The 12,348-nt window shown below is 71.0% G+C and carries 11 protein-coding genes; 2 read left to right on the plus strand and 9 right to left on the minus strand.

The annotated features are described in order from the left end of the window. Position 1: 1 nt before the first annotated feature. The gene (gene epsC, locus QRN40_RS00925) at positions 2–571 is read right to left on the minus strand and encodes a serine O-acetyltransferase EpsC (RefSeq protein WP_285113607.1); all 570 of its coding nucleotides are present in this window, start codon (positions 569–571) and stop codon (positions 2–4) included. Between the two features lie 3 nt (positions 572–574). Beyond that, the gene (gene cysK, locus QRN40_RS00930) at positions 575–1,513 is read right to left on the minus strand and encodes a cysteine synthase A (protein ID WP_285113608.1); all 939 of its coding nucleotides are present in this window, start codon (positions 1,511–1,513) and stop codon (positions 575–577) included. Positions 1,514–1,613: 100 nt separating this feature from the next. On the opposite strand from cysK, the gene prmC reads away from it, so the two are divergent. After that, positions 1,614–2,504, plus strand: coding sequence for a peptide chain release factor N(5)-glutamine methyltransferase (prmC, locus tag QRN40_RS00935; RefSeq protein ID WP_285113609.1), 891 nt, complete (start codon positions 1,614–1,616; stop codon positions 2,502–2,504). Positions 2,505–2,529: 25 nt separating this feature from the next. Here the strand turns inward: prmC and prfA are convergent, their stop codons facing one another. From prfA to lysA, 6 genes are all read right to left on the minus strand, one after another. After that, on the minus strand, positions 2,530–3,606 hold the full coding sequence (gene prfA, locus QRN40_RS00940) for a peptide chain release factor 1 (RefSeq protein WP_285113610.1): 1,077 nt from the start codon (positions 3,604–3,606) through the stop codon (positions 2,530–2,532). Between the two features lie 87 nt (positions 3,607–3,693). Continuing rightward, positions 3,694–5,910 (minus strand): transcription termination factor Rho, encoded by a 2,217-nt coding sequence (gene rho / locus QRN40_RS00945; protein WP_285113611.1) that lies wholly within the window; start codon positions 5,908–5,910, stop codon positions 3,694–3,696. A 254-nt stretch (positions 5,911–6,164) separates the two neighbouring features. Next, positions 6,165–7,133: a homoserine kinase gene (thrB, locus tag QRN40_RS00950; RefSeq protein ID WP_285113612.1), complete on the minus strand. Its 969-nt coding sequence runs from the start codon at positions 7,131–7,133 to the stop codon at positions 6,165–6,167. Then, a complete protein-coding gene (gene thrC / locus QRN40_RS00955; RefSeq protein WP_285113613.1) occupies positions 7,130–8,236 on the minus strand; it encodes a threonine synthase in 1,107 nt (368 codons plus the stop codon). Before thrC ends, thrB begins: the two co-directional genes overlap by 4 nt. Continuing rightward, positions 8,236–9,606, minus strand: coding sequence for a homoserine dehydrogenase (locus tag QRN40_RS00960; protein WP_285113614.1), 1,371 nt, complete (start codon positions 9,604–9,606; stop codon positions 8,236–8,238). Before QRN40_RS00960 ends, thrC begins: the two co-directional genes overlap by 1 nt. Beyond that, a complete protein-coding gene (gene lysA, locus QRN40_RS00965) occupies positions 9,603–11,060 on the minus strand; it encodes a diaminopimelate decarboxylase (protein WP_285113615.1) in 1,458 nt (485 codons plus the stop codon). The genes QRN40_RS00960 and lysA overlap by 4 nt, the downstream gene beginning before the upstream one ends. A 219-nt stretch (positions 11,061–11,279) precedes the next feature. Here lysA and QRN40_RS00970 point away from each other — a divergent pair, with 219 nt between their 5' ends. Next, entirely contained in the window at positions 11,280–11,534 is a 255-nt protein-coding gene (locus QRN40_RS00970) for a hypothetical protein (protein WP_285113616.1), read from the plus strand. Between the two features lie 10 nt (positions 11,535–11,544). On the opposite strand, the gene QRN40_RS00975 is transcribed toward QRN40_RS00970, so the two are convergent. After that, positions 11,545–12,345: an LmeA family phospholipid-binding protein gene (locus tag QRN40_RS00975; protein ID WP_285113617.1), complete on the minus strand. Its 801-nt coding sequence runs from the start codon at positions 12,343–12,345 to the stop codon at positions 11,545–11,547. Positions 12,346–12,348: the final 3 nt, after the last annotated feature.

Below are 12,348 nucleotides of genomic sequence, written 5' to 3' on the forward strand. Positions count from 1 at the left end.
CTCAGATGTAGATGGCCGGGTCGAGCCAGTCCTCCCCCGCGATCAGCTCGTGGCCGGAGCGGGGACGGGCGCGAGCGGGGACGCCGACTAGCAGCGACTCGGGAGGCGCATCCCGGGTGACCACCGCGTTCGCGCCGATCACCGAGTGCGCCCCGATCGTGATGGCGCCGAGAACCTTGGCGCCCGCGCCGACGACGACCCCGTCCTCGATCGTCGGGTGCCGCTTGCCGTGGCCGCTCCCCCGGCCGCCCAGGGTGACGCCGTGGTAGAGCATGACGTCGTCGCCGACCCACGTCGTCTCGCCGATGACCACGCCCATGCCGTGATCGATGAAGAACCGGCGCCCGATGCGGGCTCCGGGGTGGATCTCGATGCCGGTCAGAAAGCGGGCGAACTGCGACAGGATGCGTGCCGGCGTGCGGAACCCCGCGCGCCACAGCCGGTGCGCGACGCGGTAGGCCCACACCGCGTGCAACCCGGAGTAGACGAGCGCCATCTCCACGTCGCCGCGCGCGGCCGGGTCGTGCCTGCGCGCGTTCCGGATGTCTTCGCGCGCTCGGAGGATCGCCACCCGCTAGTCCAGCAGGTCCGCCCAGAGGGGCGTGGAGATGTAGCGCTCCCCCGTGTCGCACACGATCGCCACGATGGTCTTGCCCGCATTCTCCGGCCGCTGGGCCAGCTGCAGAGCAGCCCAGATGATCGCTCCGGACGAGATGCCGGCGAGCAGCCCCTCCTCGCTCGCCAGGCGCTTCGCCACGTTCACGGCGTCCTCGAACGAGACGTCGACGACCTCGTCGTAGACGGTCGTGTCGAGGATCTCCGGGATGAAGTTCGCGCCCATCCCCTGGATCTTGTGCGGACCGGGCTTGCCGCCGTTCAGGATGGGCGAGTCGAGCGGCTCGACCGCGACCACCTGCACCTCGGGCTTGCGCTCCTTGAGCACCTGACCCACGCCGGTGATCGTGCCGCCGGTGCCGACGCCCGCGACGAAGATGTCGACGCCGCCGTCGGTGTCGGCCCAGACCTCCTCCGCGGTGGTGGCGCGGTGGATGGCCGGGTTGGCCTCGTTGGCGAACTGCTTCGCCCAGATCGCGTTCTCGGTCTTCGCCACGATCTCCTGCGCCGTCTCGACCGCTCCGCGCATCCCGTCGGGTCCGGGCGTCAGCACGATCTCGGCTCCGAACGCGCGCAGCAGCACGCGGCGCTCCTTGCTCATGGTCTCGGGCATCGCGAGGATGACCTTGTAGCCGCGGGCCGCTCCGACCATCGCGAGGGCGATGCCGGTGTTGCCGCTGGTCGCCTCGACGATGGTGCCGCCCGGCTTGAGGGCCCCCGCCTTCTCGGCCGCGTCGACGATCGCGACGCCGATGCGGTCCTTCACGCTTCCCGCCGGATTGTAGAACTCCAGCTTGGCGAGGACGGTCGCGCCGACGCCCTCGGTGAGACGGTTCAGCCGGACGAGCGGCGTCCGCCCCACGGCCTGGGTGACGTTGTCGTAGATGTGACCGGACATGGCCTCTCCTCGTGGACGTGGCGGATGGGAACGCGTCACCACTCTAGACGCCGCGCACGGGGGCCTGCTGCGTGTGACGGGACGGTAGGCTCGTCGGGCGATGACCCCCGAATCCGCCCCTCCCGCCGACCGCCCCGAGACCGTCCGTGCCCTGCGCGACGACGCCGTCGCCTTCCTGACGCGCGCCGGTGTCCCCGACCCGGAGGTGGATGCGGAACTGCTGATCGGACACGTGCTCGGCGTCGGCCGCGGCCGGGTCCAGGCGCTGATGGTGATGGACTCCACGATGTCGTCGGAGGATGCGGCCCGGATGCGGACGCTGGTCGAGCGACGCGCCGCGCGTGAGCCGCTGCAGCACATCACCGGGCGGGCGCCCTTCCGTTCGCTCGAGCTGAACGTCGGGCCCGGCGTCTTCGTGCCGCGACCCGAGACCGAGCAGGTCGCCCAGTTCGCGATCGACGCGCTGCGCGCCGTCCCGTCGCCCGAACCGGTCGCGGTCGACCTGGGCACCGGCAGCGGCGCGATCGCCCTGGCTCTGGCGACCGAGGTCCCGCACTCCCGCGTCTACGCGGTCGAGAACTCCCCCGAGGCCTTCATCTGGGCGCGCCGCAACATCGACGAGGTCGGCGCAGAGAACCTGACACCCGTGTTCATCGACCTCGCGGACGCGCTGCCGCAGCTCGACGGCAGGGTGGACGTCGTCATCTCGAACCCGCCATACGTACCCGACGACGCCATCCCGCGTGACCCGGAGGTGCGCCTCCACGACCCGCACGCGGCGCTCTACGGCGGACCGGACGGGCTGGATGTGGTGCGCACGATCTCGCGCGTGGCCCAGCGCCTGCTCCACCCTGGCGGGACGCTCGTGCTCGAGCACGGCGAGCTGCAGGGCGCGGCGATCCGCGACCTCCTGACCGCCGACGGCTGGCGCGCCGCCGCCACCCACCGCGACCTCACCACCCGCGACCGCGCCACGACCGCCCTCCGCTGACCCGCGCGCCCGAGGGCGCGGTGCGTCAGTCGTTGCCGAGATCGGCCAGGCGAGCCTCCTCGTCGGCGACGATGTTCGACTCGATCACGGGCTCGAGGGCGCCGTTCATGACCGCGTCGAGGTTGTAGGCCTTGTAGCCGGTGCGGTGATCCGCGATGCGGTTCTCGGGGAAGTTGTAGGTACGGATGCGCTCCGAGCGGTCCATCGTGCGGATCTGCCCCTTGCGGAACTCCGCGGCCTCCGCATCCGCCTCCTCCTGCTGACGCGCCAGCAGACGCGCGCGCAGCACGCGCATCGCCGCCTCACGGTTCTGCAGCTGGCTCTTCTCGTTCTGCATCGAGACGACGATCCCGGTCGGGACGTGCGTGATGCGCACCGCGGAGTCGGTCGTGTTGACCGACTGGCCGCCGGGGCCGGACGACCGGAAGACGTCGATCTTGAGGTCGTTCTGGTTGATGTCGACCTCCTCCGGCTCGTCCACCTCGGGGAACACGAGCACGCCGGCGGCGGAGGTGTGGATGCGGCCCTGCGACTCGGTCGCCGGCACACGCTGCACACGATGCACGCCGCCCTCGTACTTCAGGTGCGCCCACACGCCCTCGGCGGGGTCGCTCGAGCTGCCCTTGAACGCCACCTGGACATCCTTGATGCCGCCCAGGTCGCTCGAGGTCTGCTCGATGATCTCGGCCTTCCAGCGCTTGGAGTCCGCGTAGTGCAGGTACATGCGCAGAAGGTCGCCGGCGAAGAGCGCCGACTCGGCGCCGCCCTCGCCCATCTTGATCTCCATGATGACGTCGCGGGAGTCGTTGGGGTCGCGAGGGATGAGCAGCCGGCGCAGGCGCTCGGCGGACTCCTGGACGCTCTCCTCCAGACCCGGGACCTCCTCCGCGAACGCGGCGTCCTCGGTGGCGAGCTCGCGCGCGGCCTCCAGGTCGTCCGACAGCTGCTTCCACTCGTTGTAGGCGGCGACGATGCGGCTGAGCTCCGCGTACCGCCGGTTGACGCGCTTCGAGCGCACCGGGTCTCCGTGCAGCTCCGGGTCGGAGAGCTGCTGCTGGAGGTCGTCGTGCTCGGCGATGAGGGTGTTCACCGATTCGAACATGGGGTCTTCTTTCTGCGGGAGAGGCCGGGGAACGCCGAAGCGCCCGCCCACCGTGCGGAAGGCACGGCGGACGGGCGCTGAACGCTGCTAGCGGTGGTCGTTCTCGTGACCGTGCGAGTGCGCGTTGCCGTGGCCGTTGGTCGGCGCGGGCATCGACTTCTGCACCTGCATCAGGAACTCGACGTTGCTCGAGGTCTCCTTCAGGCGGCCGAGGACGATCTCGAGCGCCTGCTGCTGGTCGAGCCCGGCGAGGGCGCGGCGCAGCTTCCAGGTGATCTTGACCTCGTCCTGGCCCATCAGCATCTCCTCGCGGCGGGTGCCGGAGGCGTTGACGTCGACGGCCGGGAAGATCCGCTTGTCGGCCAGCTGGCGCGACAGGCGGAGCTCCATGTTGCCGGTGCCCTTGAACTCCTCGAAGATGACCTCGTCCATCTTGGAGCCGGTCTCCACCAGCGCCGAAGCGAGGATGGTCAGCGAGCCGCCGTGCTCGATGTTGCGGGCGGCGCCGAAGAAGCGCTTCGGCGGGTACAGCGCGGACGCGTCGACGCCACCGGAGAGGATGCGGCCCGACGCCGGAGCGGTCAGGTTGTACGCACGGCCCAGGCGGGTGATCGAGTCGAGCAGCACGACGACGTCGTGGCCCAGCTCCACCAGTCGCTTCGCGCGCTCGATGGCGAGCTCGGCGACAGTGGTGTGGTCCTCGGCGGGACGGTCGAAGGTGGAGGCGATGACCTCACCCTTCACCGTGCGCTGCATGTCGGTGACCTCTTCTGGACGCTCGTCCACCAGCACGACCATGAGGTGCACCTCAGGGTTGTTGGCTGTGATCGCGTTGGCGATCTGCTGCATCACGATGGTCTTGCCGGCCTTCGGCGGCGCGACGATGAGGCCGCGCTGGCCCTTGCCGATCGGAGCGACCAGGTCGATGATCCGCTGGGTCACCTTGCTCGGCTCGGTCTCGAGCCGCAGGCGCTCCTGCGGGTACAGCGGGGTCAGCTTGCCGAACTCGACGCGAGCCGCCGCCTCCTCCGGGGTCTGCCCGTTGATGGAGTCGACCTTGACCAGGGCGTTGTACTTCTGGCGGCTGTTGTTCTCGTTGTCGCGCGGCTGGCGGATGGCGCCGACCACGGCGTCACCCTTGCGCAGGCTGTACTTCTTGACCTGGCCCAGCGACACGTAGACGTCGCTTGCACCGGGCAGGTAGCCGGTGGTGCGGACGAACGCGTAGTTGTCGAGGACGTCCAGGATGCCCGCGACGGGGATGAGCACGTCGTCGTCGGACAGCTCCGGCTCGAACTCGTCGCCGGCGACGCCGCCGCGGCGCTTGCGGTTGCGGTCGCGGTAACGGCCGGCGCGCTCGCCCTCCGCCTGCTCGGCGTTCTGGCCTCGGGTCTGCTGGCCCTGACCCTGGGTCTGCTGGCCGCCCTGCTGGAGGTCTTTCGGCTGGCCCTGGTTCTGGTTCTGACCCTGGTTCTGGCCCTGCTCGTTCTGCTGGCCGCTGTTCTTGTTGCGGTTGCGGTTGCGGCGGTTGCGGCCCTGGCCCTGCTGCTCGTTGGCAGCGTTGTCGCCCTGGTCGCCCTGCTGCTGATCGCCCTGCTGGACGTCGGCCGGAGCCTGCTCGTCCTGGGTCTGCTGCGCGTCCTGGCCCTGGTCGCCGTTCTGGCCGCCCTGGCCGCGGCCCCGGCGACGGCGTCCGCCGCCCTGGTTCTGGGCGTTGCCCTGGGACTGCTCGTTCTGGCCGTTCTGGCCGTTCTGCTGGCCGCGGGCCTGCTCGCGGGAGGCGAGGGCGGAGTCGAGCAGCGCATCCACATCGGGGATGAGCGAGTCGACGCCGGTCGCGCCGGAGTTGACGTGGGAGCCGGCGGCCAGGCCGTTGCCGGCTGCGGCGATGCCCGTGCCGTCAGGGCTGGTGACGCGGCGCGAGCCACGGCGGCGCGGCTCGGCGGTGACCACGTCGGCGGACGCGTCCGCCTGCGGAAGCACCGGGTCGCCCACGGTCGGCTCGACGCGCTGGGCCGGGGCCTGCTCTGCGATGAGCGGCTCGGCGATCAGCGGCTCGGTGAGCACCTGCGAGGCGGCGGCGGCCGGCTCGACGGCGTCCACCGCGGTCTCGGCCGGCTCGTCGGCGTCGGCCGGAGCGGACGCCGCGCGCGCGGCGGCGATCGCATCGACCAGCTCGCCCTTGCGGAGCCGGGTCGCGCCCTGGAGCCCGAGCCCGGCGGCGAGAGCTTGCAGCTCTGCCACCTTGAGCGAGGCCAGGTCGCTGGTGTCCACGCCCCCGGCGTGGAGTTTGACATCAGTCACGGAAGAGGATCCTTTCCCCCGGCGCGCCTTCTGCGCGCCGTCTGTGGAAGCTTCGTCACATGAACTGCCTGAACGCGCGCGTTCGGATCCGCGCTACGTCGCCGCCCCGATACCCCGTGAGGGGAGAGCCGGGAAGGCAGGCAGGAGTGACGGCATGATTGCTAGGAGATCACCCGGAAGCGGGATTCGCTCGTGACGCGGGTTCTTCACGGGTGCGTTCGCAGTTTACCACTTCGGCGACAACGGTTCGGACGCTACGCGGCGGGTGTGTCCGAACGTGTCGAGGCGAGGTCGTCGCTCTGCCGGGTCACGGTCGCCCCCTTGAAGTCGACCGCCAGCATCAGCGGCTGCCAGCGCGTCTGCGCGGACTCCTCGACGAGCCGTGCGGCGGCGAGGCGCTGGCTCGGGTCGCTCCCGAGCACCAGGATCGACGGACCGGCGCCCGAGACGACGGCGGCGAAGCCGTTCTCGCGGAGCAGGGTGATGAGGCGGTCGGTCTCCGGCATCGCGGAGGCGCGGTAGCTCTGGTGGAGCTTGTCCTCGGTGGCCGCGTGCAGCAGCTCCGGGCTCTGGATGAGAGCGGCGACGAGCAAGGCCGAACGGGAGAGGTTGAAGACGGCGTCCTCGTGCGGGACGGACTCCGGCTGCAGGCTCCGGGCGAGCGCCGTCGACATGACGTGCTCGGGCACGAGCACCAGCGGCGAGACGCCGCGGTGCACGATGAGCTTCTTGAAGCGCGGGCCGTCCGGCGTCACCCACGCGATGGTGAGGCCGCCGAAGAGAGCGGGCGCGACGTTGTCCGGGTGCCCCTCCATGTCGTTGGCGAGCGCGAGCAGCTGCTGCGCATCCAGGTCCACCACGCCCTCGAGCAGGCCCTTGGCGGCCATGATCCCGGAGACGATGGCGGCTCCGGAGGAACCCATGCCGCGACCGTGCGGGATGCTGTTGCGCGCCCGCAGGCTGAGTCCGGGGAGCGGGACGCCGACCGCGTCGAAGGTGTGCGCGATCGCGCGGACCACGAGGTTGCTCTCGTCGGTCGCGACCTCGCCCTCGCCGACGCCGATCACCTCGACGGTCGCGCCGGGCTCGTCGCGGACGGACACCTCGAGCTCGTCGTAGAGCGCCAGCGCGAGGCCGAGCGTGTCGAATCCCGGGCCGAGGTTGGCGCTCGTCGCCGGGACCTTGACCGTGACGGTGCGGCCGCGCAGGTCGGGCGAGCTCACGCGGTCGCCTCGGCCGGCTGCAGGCCGAGCACGTCGGCGATCGCGGCGGTGTCGACGGGCACGACGGTCGGCTGCACGTCCGAGCCGTCGGCGGTGCGGAGGGCCCACTGCGGGTCCTTCAGGCCGTGGCCGGTGACGGTGAGCACGACGGTCGATCCGGCCGCAATGACGCCGGCGTCGGAGCGCTCCAGCAGGCCGGCGACGCTGATCGCGGACGCGGGCTCGACGAAGATGCCAACCTCGGCGGAGAGGATGCGGTGCGCCTCCAGGATCTTGGCGTCGTCGATCGCGCCGAAGTAGCCCTCGCTGTCGTCGCGCGCGTTGAGCGCGAGCTCCCACGAGGCGGGGTTTCCGATGCGGATCGCGGTCGCGATCGTGTCCGGCTCCTTGACGGCGTGGCCGAGGACGATGGGGGCGCTCCCCGCAGCCTGGAAACCGAACATGCGCGGCAGCTTCGTGGACTCGCCGCGCTGCAGCTCCTCGGTGTAGCCGCGGTGGTACGCGGTGTAGTTGCCGGCGTTGCCGACCGGGACGATGTGGAAGTCCGGAGCGTCGCCCAGCGCCTCCACGACCTCGAACGCGGCGGTCTTCTGGCCCTCGATGCGGTCCGGGTTCACCGAGTTGACGAGGTGCACCGGGTAGTTGGTGGCGAGGTCGCGGGCGATGTCGAGACAGTCGTCGAAGTTTCCCTGCACCTGCAGCAGCTGCGCGTTGTGCGCGATCGCCTGGCTGAGCTTGCCCATCGCGATCTTGCCCTCGGGGACGAGCACGACGGCCTGGATGCCCGCGTGCGTCGCGTACGCCGCGGCCGACGCCGAGGTGTTGCCGGTGGAGGCGCAGATGACGGCCTTCGCGCCGTGCTCGACCGCCTTCGAGATCGCCATGGTCATGCCGCGGTCCTTGAAGGAGCCGGTCGGGTTCATCCCCTCGAACTTGACCCAGACGTCCGCGCCGGTGCGCGCGGAGAGCGCGGCGGCGGGGATGAGCGGCGTGCCGCCCTCACCCAGCGTGACGATCGGAGTGGCGTCGGAGATGTTCAGGCGGTCCGCGTACTCACGCAGGACGCCGCGCCACTGACGACTGTAGGCCTTGGGCTGGGGCATTACGATCCTTCAACTCGGAGAACGGAAGAGATGGCGATCACGACGTCGCTCGCCGCGAGAGCCTCGACGGTGGCCGCGAGTGCGGCCTCCTCGGCTTCGTGGGTGCCGATCACCAGGGTAGCGGTGGCCCTGCCACCGCCGTGAATCGGACTGTCGCTCAGCGACGCGGAACCCGCGATCGGGAGCGGACCGGTGTGGCTCGGCACCGATTGCTGGACGGTCTCGACGCTGACACCGCCGTCGCTGAGGATGCGCGCGACGGCCGCGAGCACGCCCGGCTGGTCCTTCACATCCAGAGTGATCTGGTACCGCGTCACCACGCGTCCGACGTCGAGCACCGGCAGGCCGGCGTGCGTCGACTCGGCGACGCCCGGGCCGCCGACGACGTGGCGGCGTGCGGCGGAGACGACGTCGCCGAGCACGGCCGAGGCCGTCTCGACCCCGCCCGCGCCCGCGCCGTAGAACATGAGGTCGCCGGCCGCGGCCGACTGGACGAAGACGGCGTTGTGGGCGCCGTGCACCGCCGCAAGCGGATGGTCCCGGCTGATGAGGGCCGGGTAGACGCGTGCCGAAACGCCCTCCTCCCCCGTCTCGGGATCGGTCAGCCGCTCGCAGATCGCCAGGAGCTTGATGACCGCGTTGGCCTCGCGAGCCGCATCCACCTGGGCCTTGGTCACGCTGGTGATGCCCTCGCGGTAGACGCGGTCCAGCGGGACGACGGTGTGGAACGCGAGGCTCGCGAGGATCGCGGCCTTCTGCGCGGCGTCGTAGCCGCCGATGTCGGCGGTCGGGTCCGCCTCCGCGTAGCCGCGGTCGGTGGCGGTCGCGAGGGCGTCCTGCAGGGTCTCGCCGTGCACGTCCATCCGGTCGAGGACGAAGTTGGTGGTGCCGTTGACGATGCCGAGGATGCGGTTGATGCGGTCGCCGGCGAGGCTGTCGCGCAGCGGGCGGATGATCGGGATGGCGCCCGCGACGGCGGCCTCGTAATAGAGCTGTGCGCCGACCTGCTCGGCGGCGTCGAACAGCTCGGGGCCGTGGGTCGCCAGCAGCGCCTTGTTCGCGGTGATGACGTCGGCTCCGGAATTCAGGGCCTCCAGCACGTACCCGCGCGCGGGCTCGATGCCGCCCATCAGCTCGACCACGATGTCGGCGCCGAGGATGAGCGAGCTGGCGTCGGTGGTGAAGAGGTGGTGCGGCAGGTCCGTGTCGCGCGGCGCATCCACGTCGCGGACGGCAATGCCGACGAGCTCGAGACGGGCGCCGACGCGGGAGGCGAACTCGTCGCCCTGCTCCAGGAGCAGCCGGGCGACCTGCGAGCCGACGGAACCGGCCCCGAGCAGGGCCACGCGGAGGTTGCGGTACTCGATCATGGGTTGCTGCGCTCCTTCGACGCGGACTCGGCGGACGCCGGGGCCTGGTAGCCGGCATCGCGGGCGAGGAGGTCCTCGATGGTCTCGCCGCGGACGATGACCCGGGCCTCCCCGTCGCGCACCGCCACCACGGGCGGACGTCCGATGTGGTTGTAGTTGCTCGACAGGGGCCAGCAGTAGGCACCGGTCGCGGGCACGGCGAGCAGGTCGCCGGGACGGACGTCGCCCGGGAGGTACTCCGCGTTCACGACGATGTCACCGCTCTCGCAGTGCTTTCCGGCGACGCGGACCAGCTCGGGGGCCGCGAGCGAGACGCGGCCGGCGATACGCGCAGAGTAGTCGGCCTCGTACAGGGCCGGACGGGCGTTGTCGCTCATGCCGCCGTCCACGCTGACGTAGCGACGGACGGCGGTCTCGCCGTCGTCCTGGAACACGACAGGGACATCCTTCGTCGTGCCGACGGTGTAGAGCGTGAGGCCGGCGGTCCCGATGATCGAGCGGCCGGGCTCGAAGGCGACGACGGGCGTGGGGATGTCGAGCTCCGCGCATCCCGCGGCCACCGTCTCCGCGATCCGCCGCGCGAGCTCGGCGATCGGCGCCGGGTCGTCGGCCGCGGTGTACGCGATGCCGAAGCCGCCGCCGAGGTTCAGCTCGGGCACCTCTCCCCCGGCCAGCAGCTCCTTGTGGAGGCTCAGCAAGCGGGCGGCCGATTCGGCGAAGCCGTCCGCGCCGAAGATCTGCGAGCCGATGTGACAGTGCAGTCCGCGGAAGGCGAGGGAGGGATGCGAGCGGATCTGAGCGACCGCGTCCGCAGCGCTCTCGAGCGGGATCCCGAACTTCTGGTCCTCGTGGGCCGTCGCCAGGAACGCGTGCGTGTGCGCGTGCACCCCGCTGTTCACGCGGAGGCGCACGCTCTGCCGCACGCCGTGCCGCTCGGCGGCCTCGGCGACGCGGTCGATCTCCTGCAGGCTGTCGATGACGATGGCGCCGAGGCCCACGCTGACGGCCCGGTCGATCTCGGCGAGCGACTTGTTGTTGCCGTGGAAGCCCAGCTTCTCCGGATCGATGCCCGCCGCCAGCGCGACCGCCAGCTCCCCGCCGGTGCAGACGTCGATGTCGAGGCCGGCCGCGTCCATCCACTTCGCCACCTCGACGCTGAGGAACGCCTTACCGGCGTAGTAGACCTTCGCGGCTGTCCCGATCTCGCCGAAGGCGCGGTCGAACGCCTCGCGCACCTCGACGGCGCGCGAACGCGCATCCTGCTCGTCGATCACATAGAGCGGAGTGCCGAAGCGCTCGGCGAGCTCACTCGCCCGGACGCCTCCGACGACCAGCTCGCCGTCTGCGCGCTCGGTGGTGCGCGACCAGAGTCCGGGGACGAGCGCGTTCGCATCATCGGGGAGATGGAGCCAGGACGGGGCGAGCGGATTGGGTCCGGCGTGGGACAGGGCCATAGGGAACCTCACGGGTGGCGACGAGTGGGGGTCTCCTAGGCGAGCGGACCCGGGTTGGCCCCTGAAGCCGGTGGAGATGACAGCAGAAGTCTATCCAGGCGCCGCGGGCCGCTCGGTGCGTGTTACGAACAGCGGCCTTCCTGCGTCTGGCGGGACCGTCCTCCCTGGTCTCTGGAAGAGAGAGCGAACGCCGCGATCGCGCGACCGAGAGGACACACCGTGAACACCTACAGCTACGACCTTCGCGTCCGCGACTGCAGTCGCCACCGGCTCGCCGGCTATGCGCGGACCCTCGCCGGCGCCGGCACGGTGAGCGTGCAGCCGGTCGACGCGCCCGCCGACGGGGCCACTGCGGCCTACCGCCTGGTGGTGCGACCGGGCGATCACGGCACGGATGCCGCGACGATCGTCGCGACCCTGGCCTGGATGCTGTCGGCGACCGGCCGGCTGCTCTCCGTGCGGCCGCGCGCCTGACCCGTCGAGGCTAGGAGCAGCTCCCCTTGCTGTTGAGGAACTTCTCGTCGAGCACGAAGTCACTCGCGGTGAACCGCACGGTCGCCCGGCCCGGGGTGACGGCGATGTCCTCGACCTGGACGCCGTCCGGCAAATACTGAGCCGTGCAGACCGGGAAGGGCCCCTGCGAGGTCAGCGCCTCGAGCAGCTTGTTGAGATTCACGTTCCCGGCGCCGGTCTTCAGCGACGCCTTCTCCGGCTGAACCAGCACATGATCACCCGCCGCCTTGGGCGTCGCCGTCACGGTGTAGTCGACGGGGAGCCCGAGCAGGTTCAGTGTGCCGTCGTACCCGATGGTCCCGTCGTTCAGGGTGATGTCGCCCGTGGCGCCCGGGATCTGGACGAGACTGTTGAGCGACTTCTCGCTGATGGACAGCGTGCCCGTCGCGTCGGCGATCGGCTTCGAGAAGTCCGCCGGAACGCCCGTCGCCACGAGCTTCGCGCTCACCGGCGCGCCCTTGACCACCAGGCGGGGAGCATCCAGTTCGACCCGCTGGAACGAGCCGGCCACATACTGCTGCAGCACCGAGAAACCGCCGATGTGCGTGGTCACCTGACCGCGGATGTCGGCCGGGAGGTTCTTCTCGATCTCGTTCGAGACGCGCTGCTCCGCATAGGCGCGGACCGCGACGTCGGCGACCACGAGCAGCACGGCGACGACGATCACCGGGATGCCGATCGCCAGCAGCAGGCGGAGCGGCCGGCGCCGGCGGGAGGGCGCGGACGGCCGCGGCTCGGGCGCGGGAAGCACCTGGGTCGTGTTGTCGCTCATCCG

It is taken from the genome of Leifsonia sp. fls2-241-R2A-40a, from assembly GCF_030209575.1.
Lineage (GTDB): Bacteria > Actinomycetota > Actinomycetes > Actinomycetales > Microbacteriaceae > Leifsonia.

Coding starts and splice junctions, on each gene's coding strand:
- cysK (WP_285113608.1), bottom strand. CDS start 1,513: ATGTCCGGTCACATCTACGACAACGTCACCCAGGCCGTGGGGCGGACG.
- prmC (WP_285113609.1), top strand. CDS start 1,614: ATGACCCCCGAATCCGCCCCTCCCGCCGACCGCCCCGAGACCGTCCGT.
- prfA (WP_285113610.1), bottom strand. CDS start 3,606: ATGTTCGAATCGGTGAACACCCTCATCGCCGAGCACGACGACCTCCAG.
- thrC (WP_285113613.1), bottom strand. CDS start 8,236: ATGCCCCAGCCCAAGGCCTACAGTCGTCAGTGGCGCGGCGTCCTGCGT.
- QRN40_RS00960 (WP_285113614.1), bottom strand. CDS start 9,606: ATGATCGAGTACCGCAACCTCCGCGTGGCCCTGCTCGGGGCCGGTTCC.
- lysA (WP_285113615.1), bottom strand. CDS start 11,060: ATGGCCCTGTCCCACGCCGGACCCAATCCGCTCGCCCCGTCCTGGCTC.
- QRN40_RS00975 (WP_285113617.1), bottom strand. CDS start 12,345: ATGAGCGACAACACGACCCAGGTGCTTCCCGCGCCCGAGCCGCGGCCG.